Source organism: SAR202 cluster bacterium, assembly GCA_009392515.1.
In the GTDB taxonomy this organism is placed as follows: Bacteria; Chloroflexota; Dehalococcoidia; order Lucifugimonadales; family UBA6952; genus UBA6952.
In genome coordinates this window covers 1-23,017 of the sequence record VFGE01000049.1, presented here as the reverse complement: position 1 = coordinate 23,017, position 23,017 = coordinate 1, and the positions used below count along the sequence as shown (strand labels likewise).

26 protein-coding genes are annotated in these 23,017 nt (G+C 34.4%); 9 read left to right on the top strand and 17 right to left on the bottom strand.

The genetic code is table 11. From position 1 onward, the window contains the following. The first annotated feature begins 145 nt into the window (after nucleotides 1–145). A complete protein-coding gene (locus FI695_07175) occupies nucleotides 146–1,519 on the top strand; it encodes a CapA family protein (protein MQG51738.1) in 1,374 nt (457 codons plus the stop codon). 50 nt (nucleotides 1,520–1,569) lie between these two features. On the opposite strand, the gene FI695_07170 is transcribed toward FI695_07175, so the two are convergent. Next, complete coding sequence (locus FI695_07170) at nucleotides 1,570–2,370, bottom strand: 2,4-dihydroxyhept-2-ene-1,7-dioic acid aldolase (GenBank protein MQG51737.1); 801 nt, start codon at nucleotides 2,368–2,370, stop codon at nucleotides 1,570–1,572. A gap of 54 nt (nucleotides 2,371–2,424) precedes the next feature. Between FI695_07170 and FI695_07165 the strand changes: the two genes are divergently transcribed. The 3 genes from FI695_07165 to FI695_07155 all read left to right on the top strand — a co-directional run bounded on the left by FI695_07165 (nucleotide 2,425) and on the right by FI695_07155 (nucleotide 4,959). Then, entirely contained in the window at nucleotides 2,425–3,639 is a 1,215-nt protein-coding gene (locus tag FI695_07165; GenBank protein MQG51736.1) for an FAD-binding oxidoreductase, read from the top strand. 92 nt (nucleotides 3,640–3,731) lie between these two features. Next, the gene (locus FI695_07160; GenBank protein ID MQG51735.1) at nucleotides 3,732–3,926 is read left to right on the top strand and encodes a YHS domain-containing protein; all 195 of its coding nucleotides are present in this window, start codon (nucleotides 3,732–3,734) and stop codon (nucleotides 3,924–3,926) included. Between the two features lie 13 nt (nucleotides 3,927–3,939). After that, nucleotides 3,940–4,959 carry an LLM class flavin-dependent oxidoreductase gene (locus tag FI695_07155; protein ID MQG51734.1) on the top strand — a complete coding sequence of 340 codons (1,020 nt, stop codon included), beginning with the start codon at nucleotides 3,940–3,942 and terminating at the stop codon, nucleotides 4,957–4,959. A gap of 10 nt (nucleotides 4,960–4,969) precedes the next feature. On the opposite strand, the gene FI695_07150 is transcribed toward FI695_07155, so the two are convergent. From FI695_07150 to FI695_07135, 4 genes are all read right to left on the bottom strand, one after another. After that, nucleotides 4,970–5,863, bottom strand: coding sequence for a homoserine O-succinyltransferase (locus tag FI695_07150; protein ID MQG51733.1), 894 nt, complete (start codon nucleotides 5,861–5,863; stop codon nucleotides 4,970–4,972). Between the two features lie 61 nt (nucleotides 5,864–5,924). Further along, a complete protein-coding gene (locus tag FI695_07145; protein MQG51732.1) occupies nucleotides 5,925–7,250 on the bottom strand; it encodes an O-acetylhomoserine aminocarboxypropyltransferase/cysteine synthase in 1,326 nt (441 codons plus the stop codon). Between the two features lie 342 nt (nucleotides 7,251–7,592). Next, a complete protein-coding gene (locus FI695_07140) occupies nucleotides 7,593–8,105 on the bottom strand; it encodes a hypothetical protein (protein MQG51731.1) in 513 nt (170 codons plus the stop codon). Between the two features lie 21 nt (nucleotides 8,106–8,126). Continuing rightward, entirely contained in the window at nucleotides 8,127–8,927 is an 801-nt protein-coding gene (locus FI695_07135) for an amidohydrolase (protein ID MQG51730.1), read from the bottom strand. Nucleotides 8,928–9,023: 96 nt separating this feature from the next. Between FI695_07135 and FI695_07130 the strand changes: the two genes are divergently transcribed. The 3 genes from FI695_07130 to FI695_07120 are packed head-to-tail and all read left to right on the top strand — an operon-like array spanning nucleotide 9,024 to nucleotide 10,486. Beyond that, nucleotides 9,024–9,272, top strand: a complete 249-nt coding sequence (locus FI695_07130) for an NrdH-redoxin (GenBank protein MQG51729.1) — start codon at nucleotides 9,024–9,026, stop codon at nucleotides 9,270–9,272. Nucleotides 9,273–9,289: 17 nt separating this feature from the next. After that, on the top strand, nucleotides 9,290–10,078 hold the full coding sequence (locus FI695_07125; protein MQG51728.1) for a DUF2437 domain-containing protein: 789 nt from the start codon (nucleotides 9,290–9,292) through the stop codon (nucleotides 10,076–10,078). Between the two features lie 9 nt (nucleotides 10,079–10,087). Further along, a complete protein-coding gene (locus FI695_07120) occupies nucleotides 10,088–10,486 on the top strand; it encodes a VOC family protein (protein ID MQG51727.1) in 399 nt (132 codons plus the stop codon). Between the two features lie 8 nt (nucleotides 10,487–10,494). On the opposite strand, the gene FI695_07115 is transcribed toward FI695_07120, so the two are convergent. From FI695_07115 to FI695_07075, 9 genes are all read right to left on the bottom strand, one after another. Next, nucleotides 10,495–10,701: a hypothetical protein gene (locus FI695_07115; protein MQG51726.1), complete on the bottom strand. Its 207-nt coding sequence runs from the start codon at nucleotides 10,699–10,701 to the stop codon at nucleotides 10,495–10,497. Between the two features lie 27 nt (nucleotides 10,702–10,728). Beyond that, a complete protein-coding gene (locus FI695_07110) occupies nucleotides 10,729–11,091 on the bottom strand; it encodes a hypothetical protein (GenBank protein ID MQG51725.1) in 363 nt (120 codons plus the stop codon). Further along, nucleotides 11,084–11,335 (bottom strand): thioredoxin family protein, encoded by a 252-nt coding sequence (locus FI695_07105; protein ID MQG51724.1) that lies wholly within the window; start codon nucleotides 11,333–11,335, stop codon nucleotides 11,084–11,086. Before FI695_07105 ends, FI695_07110 begins: the two co-directional genes overlap by 8 nt. 272 nt (nucleotides 11,336–11,607) lie before the next feature. Beyond that, nucleotides 11,608–12,633 (bottom strand): cysteinyl-tRNA synthetase, encoded by a 1,026-nt coding sequence (locus FI695_07100; GenBank protein MQG51723.1) that lies wholly within the window; start codon nucleotides 12,631–12,633, stop codon nucleotides 11,608–11,610. Nucleotides 12,634–12,698: 65 nt separating this feature from the next. After that, the gene (locus FI695_07095) at nucleotides 12,699–13,556 is read right to left on the bottom strand and encodes an alpha/beta hydrolase (GenBank protein MQG51722.1); all 858 of its coding nucleotides are present in this window, start codon (nucleotides 13,554–13,556) and stop codon (nucleotides 12,699–12,701) included. 12 nt (nucleotides 13,557–13,568) lie between these two features. Further along, on the bottom strand, nucleotides 13,569–14,774 hold the full coding sequence (locus tag FI695_07090) for an MFS transporter (GenBank protein MQG51721.1): 1,206 nt from the start codon (nucleotides 14,772–14,774) through the stop codon (nucleotides 13,569–13,571). A gap of 85 nt (nucleotides 14,775–14,859) precedes the next feature. Beyond that, the gene (locus FI695_07085; protein MQG51720.1) at nucleotides 14,860–16,707 is read right to left on the bottom strand and encodes an ABC transporter substrate-binding protein; all 1,848 of its coding nucleotides are present in this window, start codon (nucleotides 16,705–16,707) and stop codon (nucleotides 14,860–14,862) included. 179 nt (nucleotides 16,708–16,886) lie between these two features. Continuing rightward, entirely contained in the window at nucleotides 16,887–17,336 is a 450-nt protein-coding gene (locus FI695_07080; protein ID MQG51719.1) for a DoxX family membrane protein, read from the bottom strand. Nucleotide 17,337: 1 nt separating this feature from the next. Beyond that, on the bottom strand, nucleotides 17,338–18,405 hold the full coding sequence (locus FI695_07075; protein ID MQG51718.1) for a mechanosensitive ion channel family protein: 1,068 nt from the start codon (nucleotides 18,403–18,405) through the stop codon (nucleotides 17,338–17,340). Between the two features lie 138 nt (nucleotides 18,406–18,543). Between FI695_07075 and FI695_07070 the strand changes: the two genes are divergently transcribed. Both FI695_07070 and FI695_07065 read left to right on the top strand, forming a co-directional pair. After that, on the top strand, nucleotides 18,544–19,782 hold the full coding sequence (locus FI695_07070; protein ID MQG51717.1) for a hypothetical protein: 1,239 nt from the start codon (nucleotides 18,544–18,546) through the stop codon (nucleotides 19,780–19,782). Continuing rightward, entirely contained in the window at nucleotides 19,782–21,044 is a 1,263-nt protein-coding gene (locus FI695_07065) for a CoA transferase (GenBank protein MQG51716.1), read from the top strand. The genes FI695_07070 and FI695_07065 overlap by 1 nt, the downstream gene beginning before the upstream one ends. A gap of 4 nt (nucleotides 21,045–21,048) precedes the next feature. Here the strand turns inward: FI695_07065 and FI695_07060 are convergent, their stop codons facing one another. The 3 genes from FI695_07060 to FI695_07050 are packed head-to-tail and all read right to left on the bottom strand — an operon-like array spanning nucleotide 21,049 to nucleotide 22,635. Then, the gene (locus FI695_07060; GenBank protein ID MQG51715.1) at nucleotides 21,049–21,501 is read right to left on the bottom strand and encodes a hypothetical protein; all 453 of its coding nucleotides are present in this window, start codon (nucleotides 21,499–21,501) and stop codon (nucleotides 21,049–21,051) included. Then, nucleotides 21,501–21,965: a MaoC family dehydratase gene (locus tag FI695_07055; protein ID MQG51714.1), complete on the bottom strand. Its 465-nt coding sequence runs from the start codon at nucleotides 21,963–21,965 to the stop codon at nucleotides 21,501–21,503. The genes FI695_07060 and FI695_07055 overlap by 1 nt, the downstream gene beginning before the upstream one ends. Before the next feature lie 16 nt (nucleotides 21,966–21,981). Further along, nucleotides 21,982–22,635 (bottom strand): hypothetical protein, encoded by a 654-nt coding sequence (locus tag FI695_07050; GenBank protein MQG51713.1) that lies wholly within the window; start codon nucleotides 22,633–22,635, stop codon nucleotides 21,982–21,984. Nucleotides 22,636–23,017 lie beyond the last annotated feature (382 nt).

Genomic DNA, 23,017 nt, shown 5'->3' with positions numbered 1-23,017 from the left:
AGTATAACATTAAAAAGAGTTGATTAAGGAAAAAAGGTGTATTGGAATTAATAAAACAGGATTTTTTTGGTATCTAATTTCGATTTTTTTACATAAAATCCATCATACATACAACGATTATGTGTCTAAATTAAAGGAGGAGTCTATGGCAACCTATAATTCGGAATCAGGTGATATAACCATGGTGCTCACTGGGGAATCTCTCATAACTCGAGGAACCTCAATGTTCACTGAAGAAAACTACCTAAAAATGGTAGAAATTATGCGTGCAGGTGATGTCACTTTTACTAATGCAGAAATGATTTTTCACGACTATGAGAGTCCTAATAACCCACATCAATTGGGAACTTATATGCGATCATCGCCTCAAAACATCAAAGAATTACAGTGGATGGGAATAAATCTTGTCGCATGCTCAAACAATCATGCATACGACTTTGGAGAAGGTGGTATTTTAAAGAATATTGAAAATCTTGATAAATATGGTCTAGCACATGCTGGAAGTGGTAAAAACTTAGCTGACGCCCGAGAACCAGGGTATATTGACACTGATGCTGGTCGAGTAGCTTTAATATCACTTACTGATTCTGGACCAGCAGAAGGTAGAGCTGGTGAACAACGACGTGATATGCAAGGCAGGCCAGGTGTAAGTTGGTTACGATCAACGGCAATTTATTATGTAGATCAAGAAAGTCTTGATGCCCTAAAAAAGATAAGCCAAGGCCTTGGATTTGAAGATCAGAAAAAGGCTCGTGAGTTTACTGAAGACAGTAGTACTGAATTTCATCTTTTTGGACAGCCAATGTATTCACCAGTACCCACATTGAAATTCGTATTGAGTAAAGATGGCAAATTTGGACAAACCCGTATTCCTAATGAATATGACATGGAGCAAATTTTAGATCGTGTAAGTGATGCAAAAAGAATGGCTGACTGGGTATTAGTAACTATGCATAACCATCAAGGGGGGGCAACAATTACTGACCCAGGTGACCATCTTGTAACATTTGCTAAAGCCGCTTTAGATGCTGGAGCAGATGTGTATACCGGCCACGGCCCACACAGAGACAGAGGAATAGAGATATATAAAGGGAAACCAATCTTTTATTCACTTGGTGACTTTTTTATGCAAAATGATACAGTTTTGAGAACACCCCACGATCGATATCTTATGGAAGGTCTTGGATGGGATGCAGTTCCAGCTGATTTTTATGACACACGATCAGGCACTAAATATAGTGAAGATCATGTAAATAATGATACTAAAGGAATGCCTGCCGATTTTAGACAATGGGAAAGCACAATGGCCCAAGTTAAATTTAAAGGTAAAAAATTAAGTGAAATCACTTTATTACCGCTGGACTTAGGATTTAGAAGATCTAGAGGAACTAGAGGCAGACCTACATTAGCTACGGGTGAAGTTGCAAAATCTGTATTAGATAATATGCAGCAAATGTCTTCCAAGTATGGAACAAAAATCTCCATTAATGGTGAAACTGGATCGGTAGACCTCAGTTAATTAAGCTAAAATGTAGATTCAAAAAAGAGGCGGTCTTACCGCCTCTTTTTTTATGATTCATCGATAGCTTTAGCTAATGCTTCTCCATTTTGTTTCCACCAATTATGTAGAATATTTATATCAGTACCAATCGAGAAGTGTTTTACTCCCATATCTAGATATTCTTTAGCTTCATCTACAGAATTAATTTCAGCTCGAGGAGCAACGCCCATTTCAAGAGCTTTCTTAAATACAAAATTTCTAGTTTTGATTACATCAGGATGGTTTCTTTGACCACCTTTTCCAGTATTCATAGAATAATCAGAAGGTCCCCATTGAATCATATCAACATTCGGTAAAGATAAAATTTCTTCTAAATGATCTACAGCTCCTTGTTTTTCAATCATAATAGCAATTACAACATCCCTAACAGATTTAATATAATCTTCGGATCCACCATAACCCATATAGCTATTTCTTCTTGTTGAGACTCCGTACAATCCACCATCTTCAGGAGTGTCTGGAGTAGCAATTCTTATACATTCTTTCACATCATCTACATTTCGAGCATCTGTGAACAAAATACTACCAAATCCAGATCCAATACCTCTTTGTGCCAGATATGCTTGATTACTCTGATCAACTTTCAACATCATACCTAAGTCATAAATATCAGCAGCTCTAGCTAAGTTGTCCAAATCATGTAAATCTGATGGTCCATATTCGGCAACAAATTCAACATAGTCATAAATGTGAGCATGTCCTATAGCTTCGACAACAGATGGCCATACTGAATGAATATGAGTGCTAATTGTGGACTCATTATTGTTTAATTTTTCACGTAATATATTTCTTCTCATTATTCCCTCCATTGACTACCAGAAAAGTTTATTGCTATTTATTTTTCTCTATGATACTAATATTCCATGACTATTAGTAATACAAAAACAAACAAAAATATAGTTATTGCCGGTGCAGGTATAGTTGGTGCGTCTATTGGATTTAATTTATCACAAAGATCTAATATCAACTTGACAATAATTGACATTGATATTCCTGGACAAGGAGCCTCAAAACATTCATTTGCTTGGTTAAATTCGTATTATAAAATGCCTGAGCACTATTGGCATTTAAATAAGATGTCTATGGATATGTGGCATAGATTTGCATCAGAACTAGGTAATGATGTCGGTCTTGTTGTTGGTGGAGATATACGTTGGGTTAAAACAAAAAAAGACGCTGAAGATTTAATTACTAAAACAAAAAAAATGCAATCACTCGGGTATAAATGTAATTTAATCGATAAAGATGAATTACAGGCACTTGAACCAAATTTACAAATTGATGAATTTGAAGTTGGTTATTACGGTGCTAATGATGCTCATGTAGAACCATTAAAAGTTATTGATGCATGCTTGGGAAAAATTCGTGATAATGGCGGAACATTTCTGCCAAACACACGGATAGATGAATTGATTTTAGAAAATGGTGTTGTAACAGGATTAAATACCTCCAAGGGTATTATTCAATGCGATACGTTTGTTATCGCAGCTGGGATAGGGACGCCCTCCTTAGCAAGTTTAGCAGGAGTCAATATCCCCCTTGTGGAAAGCCCAGGCTCTGGCGCTAGGACTTTGACTATACCTCCATTACTAAATACAGCTGCTCTTATTCACCTACCTGCAATTGATAAAAATAATGGGCAACTTCATGTCAGACAATTTTCTGATGGTAGTTTAATGATTGGGGAAGGCTCACAAGAAAGTGTATCCAATGATGATAGTAACGAACACGCATTGAACCTGTTGGATAGAGCTCGACATTATCTCGCAATTCCTAATGTAGACGTAGCACCAATGGGAATTGGGTATAGACCAATGCCTGCAGATGGATTACCAATTGTAGGATTCTCCGACCAAGTACCCAATATGTATATAGCAGTTACTCATAGTGGTGTAACTTTATCTCCAATACTAGGAACTTATGCTGCAATGGAAATACTTGACGAACAAAAAGTTGATTATCTAGAAAATTATCGATTAGAGCGCTTTTTAGATGGTGAAGGTGAAATTATATTTAATGGCAAAGACCAAAGATTAGATGTCTGGAGTAGAAAATTAGGATACAACAAAAGCTCGTGATTAAATGTGTACATAATTTATTGAAATGATACACGTGGTATTGTAATATTGATCTCACGATAATTATTTTGTAAATCTAAGGAGAAATTTTTATGTGTATGGTTTGTGGAAAAACTACAAGTGAAGAAGGCCAAAGAGAAGTAACGGGTCAAACAGCTCACGGGGCTAATGAAGTAGATCCAACAGAAGGTACAAGAAGATTCCACGATGGTAAATGGTATTATTTTAGCAGCATGGAATGTAGATCTCTTTTTATGGCCAATCCTGACAAATATATATCTGAGTAATTTCATACTTTAAATGAAAGAAATACATTTAGGAGTTGTTGATCAATCCCCTATACGTAAGGGTGGGACAGCTCGTCAAGCACTTACTGAAAGTGTTTCCTTAGCACAAGTAGCTGAAAAACTTGGTTATGAAAGATACTGGGTTGCAGAACATCATAATTCTGGCGGTTATGCAGGAACAGCTCCTGAAATACTTATAGGACAAATTGCTACACAAACAAATACAATAAAAGTTGGTAGTGGTGGAGTTATGCTTTCCCATTATTCGGCTTTTAAAGTAGCCGAAGTTTTTCGATTATTAGATACATTTTTCCCTGAAAGAATTGAAATTGGAATTGGAAGAGCTCCTGGGAGTGATCAACTTACAGCTGCTGCCCTATCCTATCCAAAGTACCCAATGGATATTCAACAATTTCCTCAACAAGTTGTCGACTTAATTGGACACTTATCTGAAACCTTGGACCAAGAACATCCTTTTGTGAATATCAAAGTACAACCAGGATTAACTCCGAACCACATTCCTGATATATGGTTATTAGGGTCTAGTGATTACAGTGCTAGGCTTGCCGCAGAGCTGGGTTTACCTTTTTCTTTTGCTGATTTTTTTGGAACAACTGCTGCTCATGGCCCTCAGATCGCAGAGCTTTATCGAAAATCTTTTAAACCTTCAGGATACTTAAATGAGCCTAAATTAAGTGTTGCTTTAAATGTAATGTGTGCTGAAACTGAAGAGAAAGCCCACTTTATTACGACAAGTAGAAATATTTCGAGAATCAATTCTATACGTGGAATAAGAGAGCCAATGATTTCTCCAGAAGAAGCTAGTGCTATAACTCTAAACCCAAGTGAAATACAGCACCTTGCACAAGTAAATAGTAATCAAATATTAGGAACGAAAGAACAAGTAAAAGAAAAAATACTTGCTAGTTCAGAAAGTTATCAAACAGACCAGATTAATATTGTGTCAAATTGCTATTATTTTGAAGATCGTATTAATTCATACACATTAGTGGCTGAGGCTCTAAAGGAATGAATGCCAATCTTTAGATTGTATTTTGTAGAGTTCTATGGCAATAATTCAACCATTGTTGATAAAAGGTATGGCGATGCATTTTCCAAACATTTGCTGGGTTTTCAAAATCAAAGTTACTAATTGGAGGTACAGCTGGATCTGTTGAATCTCTTCTAGCTTCATATGCCAATCTACCTGAATTGTATTCAGGATGACCTATGTGAATCAATTGTTTATGATCAGGGGTTTCATATATTGTATAACCAGCCTCTTCTCCATAAGCCAACAAATTTAAGTCACCTCTAGATTCAGCTCTTTGCATGTCTATATCATCCATGCCAGCATTTCGGCTTTGAGGACATACAAATTTGTCATCACTTGCACCCATAATCACATGGTTAGATATTTGATTCTCAAGCTCAAATACACCGAATAGTTTTTTTTCGAAAACATTTTTTTTAACACCAACCAAATGTGCCATTGCCATGCCAGCCCAGCATAAACCTAAAGTACTAGGACAATAATCCCGGGAATCATTAATTATATTAACTATTTCTCTCCAATAGGTAACTTCTTCAAATCTTAAATGCTCTACAGGGGCACCTGTAATAATTAATCCATCAAGGCGACCTTGGTCTTTAGCCTGTTCATAAGTTATATATTCTCTATCAACATATCCTTCAGGCCATGTTTTGTAGGTATGAGATTTCAATTTAATCCAAATTGGTTCTACTTCATAAGTTGTAAAACCAAGCGAATTTAATATATTTAATTCATATTCGTGGCCTAGTGGCATAATATTAAGTATACCTATCCTAAGATGATTAGAAGAGTTGTTATTTTGGCCAAGTGGCGTCCATTGAACAATATCATTATGTTCAATATGAGGAATAGCGTGATAGTTAGTAGGAAGTAGTAATGACATATTTCTCTCTATATTAAAAACTGTGATGAGGAATATCCTCATCACAGTTAATTATAATCATCTACTTTATTGCGTCAAATGCTTGTGCAAAATCTTCTTTGATATCATCAATATTTTCAGTACCAACCGAAACACGTATAGTAGATGGAGTAACACCAGCAGAAACTTGTTCATCAGGAGATAATTGTTCATGAGTAGTGGAAGCTGGGTGTATTACTAAAGTTTTAGAGTCTCCAACATTTGCTAAGTTACTAGCAAGTTTTAAATTATCTATAGTTGTAGCAGCACCTTCAAAACCCCCTTTAACAGTAAATGTCAAAACTGGGCCATATCCTCTATGTAAATACTTTTCAGCTGCAGATTTACTTGGGTTTGAAGATAATCCTAAATAGTTAACAGAATCGACTTTTGGATGAGTTTCTAAAAACTGAGCTAAAGCTAATGCGTTATCACAAATACGTTCGACTCTTAGTGATAAAGTCTCTAAACCTTGTAAGAATAAAAAGGAATTAAATGGACTTAGTGCTGCACCGTAATCTCTTAAAACCTCAAAACGAGCCCTAATACCGAAAGCTATATTCCTATTACTAGGTACACCTAATGCATTACACAAATCACTACCAAATCCAGATACGTTCCAATGTACTAATCCATGGTATGATTCACTTGGTTCTGTATACAATGGGAATTTTCCATTACCCCAATCAAATGTACCAGCATCCACAATAACCCCACCTATACTTGTTCCATGTCCACCTATCCATTTTGTAGCGCTATGAACCACTACATCTGCTCCATGATCTATGGGGCGAATTAATGCTCCTGCCGCACCAAGTGTATTATCTACAATCAAAGGAATATTATACGAATGGGCTAAATTTGCTATTGCTTCAAAATCTGGGACATTTATTTGTGGGTTACCTAAAGATTCTATGTATAAAGCTTTTGTATTCTCATCAATATTAGACTCAAAACTAGACACATTATCTCCATCAGCAAATTTAACATTTATTCCAAGTCGTGGGAATTGTGCCTTAAATTGATTATACGTACCTCCATAGAGATAAGAAGTTGAAACAAGATTATCACCAGCCTGTAAAATATTAGCTATTGCTGTAAATTGAGCTGCTTGACCTGATGCTGTTGCCAGTCCTAATAATCCACCTTCCAAAGCAGCTACTCGTTTTTCAAATACATCAGTGGTTGGATTCATTATTCGGGTATATATATTACCTAACTCTTTTAAGGTAAATAAATTTGAGCCGTGCTCTTGACTATTAAATACAAACGAAGTTGTTTGATATATTGGCACAGCTCTAGCATTCGTAGCCGGATCTGGTTCTTGACCACCGTGCAGTTGTAATGTTTCAAATCTATAATCACTCATTCTCTTCCTCCAAAATCCTTATATATATAAATACCTTTAATTCTTAATTTGATCTATTACCGTCATTTAACTGAGAGTAAAAAAAAAGACCTCGTTACGAGGTCTATTACAATTTGTGAAATTTTTTCTACAATCAATTATATGCGCAAAACCTCTCTTTTCTGGCAACCAGAAAACATAGCACTAAGCATAGTGCACATCATCATGTACATCATCATAAAGCGCATATTTTGCATTGCAGTAAAATTCATCTATTAAGTCTCTCCGGTTAATTAGTGAGCCGTTGTATATTAATTGATAAAAAAACTGTTGTCAATTATTTATTGAAAGATAATATAGAATTTAATGGAAACAGATAACCCACACAATAGCATCAAGAATAAGAGTGTGAAAGGTAAACCATATAGAACCACCAATTGCTATATTTTTCCATAGATTGACTTTAGGAGTACTTTTTACCAATAAATAGGTCATAAAACATGACATAAATCCTACAATATACAAGCTACCAACAATTAGAATCCAATAAAACAAAGAAGAGGTATCCACATACCAAACAGTTAAAGGCATCCATATCGAAGCTGAAACTAAGATAATAATGTACGTTAGATTATACGGATAAAATGAATCATCAGTAATAATAATATCTCGTCCATATGCAATATAAAGAGTGTAAACAATATACCCCAAAGCTGCTATGAACATTGATCCCGTAATATAGGATATATATATTTCAGGCATTTCCCCCCATAGTGCCATAGGATCTTCAGCTGAATAGATTCCCCAAATATAACTAAGTAATACAGTTGTTCCTAACAACCCGTTTATAGCAAACAATGATAATCGTGTATTCATAGATATTCCTTTCATTCTGTGTTAAAGACCCCAGCATTCTATAGCCGTTTTTGATAAGACATGGTTTTTAGCGTCTTTCGAATTGAAGATATCTAGGTTTAAAGGATAGTTTAGAGCATTAGCATATCCTTCACGTTGACTAACTGGAGTGTAATCACTTCCCCACATTAATCTTTGAAAGCCAAAAGCATCTACAGCCAATTCGATTAATGGAGGTATATCTTTGAACCCGATATCTGCAGTTAATGTATTTGGTCGTTCACAAAATTCTCCTAATCCACCAAATTTCATATATGTATGGTTATATTGTGCTAATTCAAGAACTTTTTTGAATGAGGTGAAAGGAGATTTGGTAACTTCTGGTGTTCTAGAAATATAAACTCCGCCCAAATGCTCTAGTATAATTTTGGTATCTGAAATAGTACTTACAAGTTCTTGGAATTCATGAGTAGCGCATAAATTGGCGTTAATAGCAAAGCAACTTACAACCAAACCTTCAGACTCAGCTATTTTCCATAAAGTTAGAGGATCTCCATATTTAAATCGTTCGTTTGGTCTCAATCTTACTCCCACGACATTTGGATTATTAGCTAAATTTTTTAATATCTCTGGAGAATTAATATCATTATTATCTACACAAACAACTGCTGAAAACTTCTCTGGTTGATTTTCTGCACATTGAATAATGTAGGAATTATCGTAATTGCCTCCATGTTGTATTAGTATTGCTTTAGATACATTATTTATTTCCATTTGATACTGAAGCAATTCAATTGGTTCAAACCAATTGAGTCCTGCATGGCAATGACTATCTATTATCATATCCTCTCCAATACTTGTATTAATTTAATGATTGAACTAACTTGTACTCTCTATTATATTACGAATAATAATAAATTTATAAGAACTGGAGAATTAATGTCTAAACAAATTATCATGTATGGAGCTGATTGGTGTGGTGACTGTATAAGAGCAGAGCGCTTTTTAGATAGGTATGGCATCTCTTATCAAAAGATTAATATTGATCAAGATGAAAATGCCAAAAATTTTGTAATTAAAACTAATAATGGTAAACAAATTATCCCTACAATAATCTTCCCTGATAATTCGGTTTTAGTAGAACCATCAAACAAACAATTAGCCGATAAACTCAATATAATGCAATAGCACCCCAGGAGGTTGTCATGAAGATCTGCAGATTCAAAGCAAATAATAATCAAGAAAGTTATGGGATCGTTTTTGAGTCAAATATAATCTATAAAATTGATGGAGATATTTTTGGAGAATTTCAACAAACTGATAAAAAATTTGAACTTAAAAGTGTGAAATTATTACCACCCTGCACGCCTAAACAAATGTATGGTCCAGGTTTAAACTTCTTAGATCATCTACAAATGGCAAATGAAGCACTCGGGACAAATGCAACTACTATTGAGCAACCTGATCCATGGTTTAAATCTATAACTTCAATTATTGGTGAAGGAGAAAATATAATTATCCCTAAGGACTCACCTAGCGGTATTCAATATGAAGGAGAATGTATTGCAATTATTGGTAAAACCACAAGACGCGTTGATGAAAATACCGCATGGGATAATATATTGGGTTACACATGTGGAAATGATATATCCGAAAGAACATGGCAACGTGATGACAGAGAATTTTGGAGAGCAAAAGGGTCTGATACTTTTGCTCCGATTGGGCCATGGATAGAAACGTCTTTTGATCCAAGAGAACAAAACGCAATGATAGTAAGAGTCAATGGTGAAGAAGTTCAAAAAGCATATACTTCTGATATGTTTTTTAATTTTGGCAAATTAATAAGCTTTATAAGCCAAGCAATAACGTTATCTCCTGGAGATATGATATGGTCTGGGACTTCTGGTCATCCTGAAAATATGAGTCACGGGGATATTGTTGAAGTTGAAGTGGAAAATATAGGAGTACTTACAAATAAAGTAGTTAATGAATAGGAGAATGTAATGGCATACAAATTTAATCATGTACACATTAAGGCTGACAACCCTGAAATAGTCGCAAATTGGTATGTTCAAGCATTTGAGTTTGAAATACTAAGTAGTGTCATGCGAGATTCGGGTGACCAATTTGTACGTTGCAAAACAAAGGATGGAGTTGCAATAAATATATCAGGTGCCAGAACTGATGAATCTCTACCAGAATTAGGTTCTGGAGTACATCTTGGTATCGAACATTTTGGTATTGAAGTTGATAATATGAGCAAAGAATTAACTAGACTAGAAACTCTTGGAGCAACAGTATTAGAGGGACCAAATGTTAATCCCGCCACTGGTATGTCTATAGCGTTTATAGGAACACCAGACGGTAGCAGGATTGAAATAATGGAAATACCTGCAAATTAATTATGAATTTAGATATATTCCTTTAATTGCTCTGCAAATTTTGACTTATTGGGCACCCCTATAAATCTAAATAATTCTTTATTTGAATTATTCAGTAATATAAACCCGGGTGTACTCAATGAGTATTCGTTACTAAATTCATTACCATATTCAGTAAGAATATCAATCCTTTTGATATCAATCTGAGGGTCTAGTTCAATCTCTAGCTGATCCACGATCGGCTTTGCATTTTTGCAACCAATTCAGTAGTCTGAATATAGATAAACTAAACTTAAATTATAGACAGTATCTACATCTTTTTCTTCATTTTCTTTTGAATAGTTATTAGAGTTTAACGATTCTTGAAGTTCAGTATTAATAAATTCTTTAGGATTATTTGTAGGTTCCGATTCTTTTGTATTATTTTTGCTAGTAGCGGTTTCTTCAACGTTAGATTTTACCAATAAATCTTTGTTATCATATTTAACGTCATACTCTGATTCATCTAATGCAATATCTGAATTTTGGTCTTCTCCACAACCAATAATGGCTATTAATAGTATAGTGAATAGAAGAAACACTCTTGTTATTTTATTCGATGAAAGAAGTGTAGTTAATCTATCCATTTGTATCCTTTATTTCTTTCTTGATTCGTTCTATAAATGTTTTAGAATTTGGAATTCCAATAAACTGCCATAACTCTTTATTTTCATTATTAACTAAGACAAATCCAGGTGTGACACGAACAGAGAATTCCTCTCTGAAATCTCGGCCTGCTTCAGTCATCACATCTAGTCTAATTACATTAATTTCATTCTCTAAATCTTTCTCTAGCCGATCCACGATCGGCTTTGCAGTTTTGCAACCAATTCAGTAATTTGAATATAAAAATACCAAGTTAAAATCTTTGGTTTGTATTTCCTCAATAGCATTTGCATATGAATTTATTCCAGCCGTTTGTCGTGAGGCATATAAAAATTGTGAAAGAATAAAAACACTGGCAATTAATACAGTAAATAATATGACAAATTGTGGACGAGGTATATATCTATAAAAAATTACCCCAAAGAATAATATAGCTATCGTCAATGCCCACAAAAATGAAAATCCATTAAATAAATACCACATTTTATATATATATCTCATATTTTTGATACACTGTATCCATCATTATTATCTTCTATTTGATACCCAAGCTCAGAAAGTTTTATTCTTAATCTATCGGCTTGATCCCATTCTTTATTTTTCCTTGATTGTAATCGCATTTCTGCTAATTCAATAATATTTTGTGGAATTTCCTTTACTAGGTGATTGTTTATTACAGAGGATTTGTTTTCAGGCATAATAAAATTACCTAAATCTTGTAATTGAAATTCATCGCCATTTCTATATATTTTTTCATTTCCAGCTTGTAGAAGATGAACAGATCCTTTTCCAACTACATTGACAGTTTGTTTAGAAAAGTCTAAAAGTAAACCAGTATGCTCATCAATCCCTAGCACAACTGATTCTATAGGAAGCATATTTAAAAGTTTATCCACTCTTTCTTTACCTAAATAACATCTGCTAGTATCAATTTTTTTGCCACCATCATTATTGTTCCAATGAGGGATTATTGATAAATCCAGGTTAAATCTAGAAAAAAAATCTAAACCTTGTTGCCAGTACAAATCCAAACCAACTTTGAAAATTTCATAAACAGGTAAAGACCATTTCCCAAAAGCTATTGAAGAAGCGCTAGTCAAACAAATCGATGAACCATTTTGATGTTGGTTATGAAGATTTTCTAAAGCGAGTGTATTTTCTAGATGTTTAACTAAATACGTAGGGCTACCAGCACCTAGGTATATATGATCAGCAGTTTTGATATCACTAATTATTTCTTCTGAATTGGTACTAAAGTCACCATCGCGCCTTCTAGCAGGGATTATTTTTACATCAGGGTGATAATTTTGAAGTTTTTCAATAAAAAAATCAGAAACTTCTAAAGCAACTTGTCTGGAATTAGGTTCAAAACCTGCAGGTGTTTCGAGAATTGCAACATTAACTTTTTTCTTGGAAAGCTTTTTGAATAGTTGCTCATGTAATATACGCCCAGCTGATGCAGTTTCACCTGAGCCGAGAAATAAAATGGAGCCATAATTTAGATTAGGAGTAGAATTATTCAAATGTGAAGATACCTATTTTTAAATACTCTATTATTATTGTCCAATAGAAATTAATAAAAATCAAATCAACCAAAAAGAGTATCTTTCGATTTAAAAATAGCATCAGTTACAAGCTTTGGATTTTGAATAGGTACATCGTGAATGGATTTTTTTAGCCATATAACTTCAGAGTTATGTAGTTTGGAACTCGCGATATTTACAGCTTCCTTTTTACTTACTCCATGCATATTAGGGCTAACAGATTCATTATTATCAGATGATACAGGCAATATAAGTACTGGAGAGTCAATAGACTCCAATTGAAATAATATGTTTTCATTCCAGATTTCATATAGTATCTTCATATGATTTTCTCTAGATAATCTAGGCTTAATTAAACCGTTAATAACTTCAAAAGAATTCGTTAAAACATCTTCAAAAGCTACATTCCAGTCTTCTTTTCGATTTTCCCGGACTCTTTGTAGTAATTGATTTAATGTTAGGTGTGTTAAAACTGGAGGAGCCAAACGAGTTTCGATTTCAGACCAAGTAGAACGATTCTCTTTTGATATATTTAACACTCCGCCATCAACTAACACCCCTCCTTTGAAATAATGACTCGTATCTTTGGCAAGGGATTCAATGACAACATTAGCACCCCAACTATGCCCAACAATTATTGGAGTATTTAAATCTAGATTTTTACAAATAGAAGTAAGGTCGCTAGTGATAGACTCGAAGTCATAACCATTATCTGGCTTAGAAGAAAGGCCATGCCCCCTTTGATCAACTGTGTACACATTAAAGCTTTGTGATAATATTGGTGCAACTAAATTCCATATATTCAAATTGGAAGCTAGGCCATGAAGTAATACAATATCAGGACCATCACCTTTATAATGATGATAATGAAAAGAATAGTTATCTATTTCAATGAAGCTCATATAGTTATATTACTATTGATTTGTCTTCATTGGTACTATGAGGGTTGCAATTGCACTAATTGTCATCATAATTCCAACAAACCAAAAAACTGCATCCATAGTTCCATAAGTTTGTTTAAGATATCCGGCAAATACAGGGCCAAAGGCAGAAAATATTGCAGCTCCTGTAAACATAAGTGATGTAGCCGATCCTTCTGTACCTTTATTTGCAGAATCAAGAGCAGTAGCTAACATAATAGGATTGACAGTATATAGGACAGCACCCAAAAGAGCCAAAATTATGGTCAACATTAATCCTGTACCAAAAGGTATCAATAAAAATACTAAAATAGCGGTGGAGGCAATAGCAAAAAAGATTATAGATCTTCTTCCTTTTCTATCAGATATCATACCCATGATTGGAGCTGATATAACGCCAAATAAAGTAAGAAGAGATAAGTGGAAACCTGCTGTAAACGAACCAAAACCTAGGTCTTCGACCATATAGATCATGAGAAATATAGACAATGAATTGTGTGACATCCCGCGTATACCAGATAATAGCACCATACTAAGAACGGCTTTGTTTTTTAGTAAAGGAATAACAGCAACAAAGTATTCGTTAATATTTAATGAATCACCTGCAATACTTGATTTATTTCTAAAAAATATTGCAACTAAAATTGCACATAAAGCTACAGGTATACTCATGAATAATGATAGGGATTCCCATTGAATAGAATCGGTTGTAAGAAATGAAAGACTTATTCCTCCAAGAATCGCTCCTATGATAAAAGGGGCTAATGTATCACCTATTGAGCCTCCCATTCTATGACCAGCCATAGCTGTTGCCTTTCTGTCTGGATAGACGACGGCCAGAGAACCAAACGCAGGTGCATGCCACAAAGATGTGCCCATACCAGTAATAGCAATTCCTAAAAACACAACAATAAAGTTGGGAGCTACACCCAACAGAAAGTAACCAATAGCCAAGGAGAGTAAACTAGCTGTCAACATGATAGAAATTTTATCTCTCCAAACATCAGCCATTATACCAGCAGGTATATTCATAGCCGATGAGAAGATTGTACGAGAAGTTCCTAATAGTCCTACCTGAACATCTGTTAAACCGAGTGATGCCTTAACAAAAGGTATTAATAACAATATACCTTGTTGGTAAAAATGTTTTACCATATGTCCGGTAGATAAAGCGATTAGATAGGACCAAGATTTTACCATATAAAATTCTCCAAGATTGTTAACAAAAGAGAAGAGCGCGATTAATAATCGCGCTCTTCATTAAATTCAGTTTCTATTTACTCAATTATTTATTGAGCCACTGATTTTCAAATCTTCTTGCTGCAGAATACTGACCAGCATTTTTCTCATCAGCAGGATTCATTACATAATTCCATCGGATAGAGAATCTGGATGGCCAGAATAAATGAGCTGAAGGAACTTCTTCATCAAGAATTGCTATAGCCTGAGTTGCTAAATCTTTAAGTTCAGCTGTTTCAGTTGCTTTTCTCATGTCTCGGAGAAGTTGATCATAATCTTCATTACACCAACCACGGATGTTTTCAAACAATCCCTCTCCACAGAATCCCCAGTACTCTAACCAGTTGTATGGATGGTCAACGTTTGCTGAGTTAGCAGAACCAAATTCCATCATCCATTCACCTGTTTGCTGTTGTGCTTCATTCCAAGCACCAGTTTCTTTAACATCGAGAGTAGCTCGGATATTTAAGGTTTCTCGTAATAAGAATTCAGCAACTGGACAAAGTCTCTCTGCATAGTCAACTGAGTCTCTACACAAAGCGTCAACTTCAAATCCATCTGGATATCCAGCTTCAGCCATAAGTTTCTTAGCTGCTGCAATTTCTGCATCCTTACCAGGACCTGCAGGAGCCCAACCAGGTTTGTCGTTCAATGCAGCTCGGTCTGTAATACCATAGGTTGCTGATGGTAATTGATAGCCAGGGAAACAAGCTGGGATTGCCTGACAGATTGCATCTCTATCAATAGCTAAGTTAACAGCTTGTCTAACTCTCTTATCTGACCAAGGACCTTCTTTTCTGTGGTTGAAGTGGACACCTCTACCTACAGTATGAAGACCTTCATACCAAGTAACTTCACCTTGATGTCGTTTTTCCATAGCAGTCGCAATATCTGAATACAAACCATGACTACTACCCATCAAGATAATATCAAGTCGTTTTGCTTCGAATGCAGCAAATCGAGGGGTTGGGTCACGAATAATGAATGTATCTATTCCGTCAAGATATGGAAGACCAGCTTTAAAGTAGTCACTGTGTTTCCTATATTCAATCTTTTCACCAGGTACATGGCTAGTCATAGCATAAGGACCAGTTCCAACTGGTGCATCTTTAGAGCCTTCTTCATCGAAGTCAGCCTGAGTCTGCATATTCATGTAACGTTGACCTAATTGTGGGAAGAAAACAGAATCTGCTTCTACCAAATCAATAATTACCTGATTTGGACCGTTTGTTCTTATATCTTTAAAAATAGATTCCCCACCTGTTGATACGCTTGAGTGTGGAGGTCGGTTATCTGATTCAGCACCAAGCCATTCAAGTGTAAATTTAACGTCCTCAGAATCAAATTTGTTACCATTGTGGTTAACAATATTTTCATGAAGATCGAAGATATATGTCTTACCAGCATTCATAATAGTCCAGTCTTTAGCGATGTCGCCTGTAACCTGGGTATGAGTTGGTGGTGCAGTCCATAATAATCCGTTAAATATAGGCATAGAAGCTGCAGTTTCATCACTAGCAGTAGAAAGGTCCTGTCTAAAGTATCGAGGGCTTCTTCTGTGAGCTTGGTTCAAAATTCCACCACGTTTGATTGATGTAAATAAACTTTTATCCACAGTTACTGGTGTTGCTTTTGCTACTTCACCTTTTTGACCTTCGCTGTAAGCAGCGATACCTGTAACAACGTTAGTTGCTGTCGATGCCTCAGTAGTTGTTGCGGTACTTGCAGTACTAGTGCTTGCAGTACTCGTACTGGTACTTGCTGTCGATGTACTTGCAGTTGAAGATGAATCATCATCTCCACCACAAGAGATTGACAAGCCTGATACCAAGAGAACCATACAACCAAGGGTCATAAGTTTGGTAAACTTGTTTGTCATAACAAAACCTCCCATTAATAACACACATAAATAATAAATGCTAAATAAAGGCTGAACATACCTATTGCATGTTAACCTATGTTCTTATCACATTAACAACAAACGATACAGTTGAGTGAGTATATTGTCAATAGGAAAAACCCCAAATGTCTATAGAGAATTAAATATGAGTATATTTTCACTACTATTTCTATTTATCTAAGAATTTGTCTTATTCTAAGTTTTAAACGTAAATAATTTATTGGATTAAATTCAACTATATATAAAGCAATAGTAATTAACAAAATTTGTGCAAACCCACGTATTATGTGTCCCTGTGTCGTAAGTTTATTCCCGTCAATAGGTATATCAAATATCCACATATTAATATTAGCGATATATATAACTATTAAAAATATTACTAAACAAACTCCTGAAATTTTTCGTGTGAAAGGAATTATTAAAAACGCCCCTAATAGGATCTCAATTAATCCACTGAATAAAACCCAGAATTTTGGGTATCCTAGGAAAACTGGCACAATAGGCTCAAACCATTCAGGGTCTACAAAATGTTGTATACCTATGTATATAAACCAACCACCATAAACTAATGTAATAGTATTTTTAATTAACCATAAAAAATTTGAGGAAGTAACATAATTCAATTTATGATTTGTCTCTCATAAAAATATTAGTGTTATGGAAAGATATCTCGATGTTTTCTTTTTTAAATCTTTCGGATATTGCTTTGATAAATTCATGTTTTACAGCCCATGATTCGAAATATCCTTTTGCTCGCAAAACTGCCCAGAAATTTATATTATCATCACCGAATTCTTCATACCAAACTGTGGGATTATAATTAGAAACTGCCCCTTCAGTATTTAACAAAACTTCTTTGGCAACCTCTACAACAACGTTTTCTACATATGCTAAATCTTCAAAATAGCCAACACCTATTCTTAAATAGACAGACATCTCATCATATGGAAAACTATAGTTTGTAGCGATAGTATCTGCTAACCGATTGTTAGGCAAAATTACTGTATTGTTGCCCAGTGTTCTAATTCGAGTAGTTCTCCAACCTATGCCGGTAACAATTCCTGAAAAACCCTCTGAGAGTTCCACATAATCACCAACTCGTATACTCCCATCAGTCAAAACATTAACTCCTGCAAAAAAATTACTAAGAGTTCCTTGTAAAGCTAATGCTACTGCTAAACCTCCTATACCCAAACCTGCAATAAGAGGTGCTATAGAAATTCCTATTATGTCTAGATTTATAAGAATTGCTAACGAAACTATTATTAAAGTAAATAGCCAATGAGCAGTAGGAATTAAAGTTTTAACAACTTTAGTCTGTGGAGAGTTGTCATAATTAATTTTCTCTGAATACCATTCTAATAAATGGTTTTTCGCTTTAATAAGTGAATAGGAAACAAGGAGGACGAGAAGAATCGTAAATACTTGGTTGAATTGTGAAATGCCGTCACGCAATTCATTAATTGAAAGCAATCCTAAATAAATAAAGACAAATACAATAGTTAGTATGACTATTGTGTCAAAATCGGATATTACTGAAGCAAGTTGATGTTGGTTATTTTCTTTTAAGTTATTTCGTATCCTTCTAAATACAAAATATGTTATGAGTGCAATTATGAAACCCAGAAAAAGTATTACCAAAGCAGTAATAGCTTCTGTTATAGAAATTTTCGTCAGTAAATCAATATTCATTTTACCTCCAATAAATTACGTAAAATATACCACACTTATCAAAAAGGAGTTAGTTTATGAATAATAAGTCATACTATCTAGATAATTGGCATTTTATGCTAATTTATGTACTTGACCGATAACAATTAGAATTTTCTAATGATATCAAAATATAAAAATACAGTAGTAATGAGAGAATCTAACAACACAACAAATTTTGAAGATCTAATAATATTAGAAATTGGAGATTATATATCTGCACCTTATTGCACAAAATTATTTGCCGATTATGGGGCAAATGTAATAAAAATTGAACCTTTACAAGGTGATTCAAGTAGAAAGTCTGGACCTTTTCCAAAAAACATACCTAATTGTGAAACAAGTGGATTGTATCTTAATTTAAATACTAACAAAAAAAGTATCACTTTAAATTTAAATACAATGGATGGAAAAGCTATATTTATTGAATTGATTAAAAAGTGCGACCTTCTAGTTATTGATAAACCGTCAAGCTTTTTAACAAAACTAGGATTATCGCTAAATATACTGCAAGAATTAAATTCAAGTTTAATTATTACCCATATTACTCCATTTGGTGATTATGGACCATATTCAGAATATGAAACAAACGATTTTATTTCATTTGCCTTAACCAATAGAATGTCACCGCATGGAATAGCAGAAGGCCCTCCGTTACAGTATGGGTCTGATGTCATTCTATATCAGATAGGGACGACTGCAGCAGCTGCCTCTATGGCGGCTATATTTGCTTTAAATAGCAATTCTAAGGGTCATCTAATTAAGATATCTGGTATGGAAGCCCAAATTGGCAATGTTGATACACGTACAGTATTTGATCAATATACCAAAAGATTACTACAAAGAGGGTCAATAGACCTTAGATACCCTACTGGATGCTACCCATGTCAAGATGGGTATATAGTATTTGGTTCAGGAGAGGACAGGTTTTTTAGACGACTATGCAGTGCAATTGGAAAAGAAGATTTGTTAAAGGATCCTAATTGGTCAATACCAGCAAAAAGAGAATCCAAACAAGAAGAATTTGAAACATATCTACTTGAATGGTTACTTCCAAGACGAAAACAGGAAGTCTTTGAAATATGCCAAGAATACGGAGTAATGTGTACCCCAATAAACCAAATTGGAGATCTCTTCTTAGACCCCCAATTAGTTCATAGATCTTATTTCTTTAAGTCTGAACACGAATTAGCAGGTGAAATTACATACACAGGAGCCCCATTTCGTTTTTCTAAACTTGAATGGGGAATAAATACCCCTGCTCCTAAATTAAGCCAACACACTAAAGAAATTTTAATCAAATTTCTTGGTGTTCCTGTAAAAAATTTATCCATATTGAAGTCTAATGGAACAATTTAATGCATTTAAATAATTATCCTTTAAAAAATATACGCATATTGGAATTGACCGAAGTTTGGGCAGGCCCTATGGGAAACTCCCTTATGGGGGATTTAGGCGCAGAAATAATTAAAATTGAATCGTACCCCAGAGCTCCAATAACAAGACCACATGATGTAGTTTCTGCGCGCAGAGGGTTAGTTGAAAATAAATTAAGCCAAGAGCGTCCATGGGACGGATACGCTAGCCACAATATGGCAAATCGAAATAAAAAAGGATTATCTATAGACTTAAAAACTGAAATTGGAAAAAAAACCTTATTTGAATTAGTAAAATGTAGTGATGTAGTAATCGAGGGATACTCTGCTGGAACTATGGAAAACCTAGGAATATCATATAATATACTGAAACAATACCGACCAGACTTAATTATGGTATCTATGCCCGGATGGGGAGTTGATGGACCCTATCAGAAATATGTAACATTAGGTAGTGGCCTCGATGCATTTACAGGGCATTGGTTACTTCGAACCCCACCCGATACTGAACCCACTGAAACTATGTCTATATACCATACTGATGCTATAGCAGCACTAAACTTAGTAATATCTGTTTGCATGGCACTATTTCATAGAAATATAAATGGAACTGGACAAAGTATAGATCTTTCACAGGCTGAAACATTTATTCCTCATCTTACAAAATACTTAATGGGATATAGTATGAATAATCAAAACCCAAAGCAGATAGGAAACAGGCACCCCACAAGAGCACCTCAAGGTGTTTATAAATGTGAGGGAGATAATCAATGGATAGCGATATCAATAAGAAATGATATGGACTGGGAAAATTTATGTAGCCTATTTAAATCTAATGATCTTTTAAATAATTCGCTATATAAAAATGCTTTAGCAAGAATAAAGTATCATGATGACATTGATAAAACCCTAAATAAATTGACTTCACAATATGATAAATTTCAATTAATGCATTTACTACAAAAAAACTTTATCCCTTCTGCGGCGATAATGAATGAACGCGAGATCGTTGACAACGAGCATTTAAATACCAGAGATTATTTCATTAAAATCGATCACCCCATTGCTGGTGAACATAGTTACCCAAAAAACATTTGGGAATTTCAGTATATTAAAGACCCTCTATTTAAGCGTGCAAATATATATGGAGAAAATAATGAAGAAATACTAGGGTCTATACTAGGAATCAAACAACAAGAAATCAATGAAATGTGGGAGGAAAAGATTATTGGGAATAGTCTATAAATATTTACTTTTTTGTTGGCATGTTTAAACGCGCTTTCCCACCAACAAGTCTAGAACCTTCGTTATTTTCAATATAAACGTCACATTCAATATAATTTTCCGTGTCTTCAGAAACGGTATCAGTTACCACCCCTACTAAATTAATTATTTGATTGTGAAGAACCAATTGTCGAAAAACAACATCTAGTTGGGTTATAGTCCCGTTTGGCCAAGCAGTGTTTAATAATCTAGCGAGATAAGCCATACTCATAATTCCTGGAACAATAGCTCCAGGAAGACCTTCACTTTTGGCAAATTCTTCATCAGTAAATCTTGTAGGAGCAGCATTAAATATATTCTTGCTATTTTCCTCTTCGCGAATCCATGTTTTGCAAAAATCGATTACATCATCAGGCTTAACCTCAATTTGTATCGGACCAAATTCATCTCCCAAGTCTACATCTTCAATATATTTCATCACTCTCTCCTCACATGAGATTCTCTTACTTTTGCGGCGATATTTCCATTTTGATTTCTAAATATATGTTCCCATACTATAAATACCATTTGACCTGATCTGCCTGTTTTAACATATACATCACTTAATTGTATCGAAGCATTAAGTGTATCTCCAACACATATTGGTTCTAAAACATCAATTGCTTCACCAGCGTGAAACCCAGATTTCCCAAAATTTAAATTTATATTAGGCCTATCAAATCCTCTCACAAAAAGAGCGCAAAATGTGGGAGGAGCAACAATATCACGATATCCAGCTTCTAATGCTTTTGATTTATCATGGCATATTTCAGATTGTTCTCCAATCGAATTACAATACATGGATACTTCTTCTTCTGTTACTAAAAAAGAACCAGCAGGATATTCTTTACCAAGTTGACTTTTATCATAATCAATTTGATCTTTATTCAAATCTTCTGACATTTTTACCTCAATTCATTTAACCTGGAATTTTTGTTTCTTCCAGGGTAATTGCTTTGAATGTTTTTTCATTTAAAGCTTCTACTAAATCTTTTTCATTATGAATACTCTCTCGGAATTCAGTCAAGCATGTAGCTATTGCACTAACAAAATGAGCATCACTACCACCTGTTCCCAAATATCCCTTTTCAGAAATTAATTTCTCTGTTCTTTCTAATTCACCCGCACGATAGCTCCCATTAAGGTGTTCGACTATACCAACTTGATTAAAATCAAGACCAGTATCGGAATATTCACAAAAACCAATACCAAATCTACCCGGATGAGCTGGAAATGCTATAGCCCCAGATTGTTGAGCAATCCTCATTAATTCAATTGAGTCCATCTTAACATTCCCAAAATCTATTTTATCTAGCATTTGTTTTGTAACGCCGTAAACTAAAAAGTGGCCATGTCTTGTATCAAGCTCAGATCCTTTAAGAACTAAAACATCATATTTTTCAGACAACTGAGTGTAATCTATGTCTATATCAAACTTTCTATGCTCGGTAAGGACAATGCCATCTACGACATATCCTTTTTTTCTTAAAGATACAATCCATTTAAGATATTGCTCAACAGTTGCTCTCGAGTCATCAGAAGATACAGAGTGACTATGCAAATCTAAATTCATTAATTATTACCTTTCCAAGCAAGAATAAAACTCTTCAATTAATCATAAATTATGGTATAATAACTTACACACGGTAGCATAATAGCTACAATGTGTACGGGTCAATCTCTATCTAACAAATACAATGCATAATTGGTAAATATTGATACCTATTTAGTATGCAATAAAACAAACAGAATAACAAAAGGAATCAAAATTAATAAAAGGAATCAAATGGCAACAAAAAATCCTACAAGCGAAAGCGAATTTGATGATGGTACGAATGTAGAAGTAAAAGATTCTATTGCAAAAAATTATCAATATGGTTTTATTACAGATATAGAATCTGAAACTGCACCAAAGGACTGAATGAAGATATAATAAGGTTCATTTCAAATAAAAA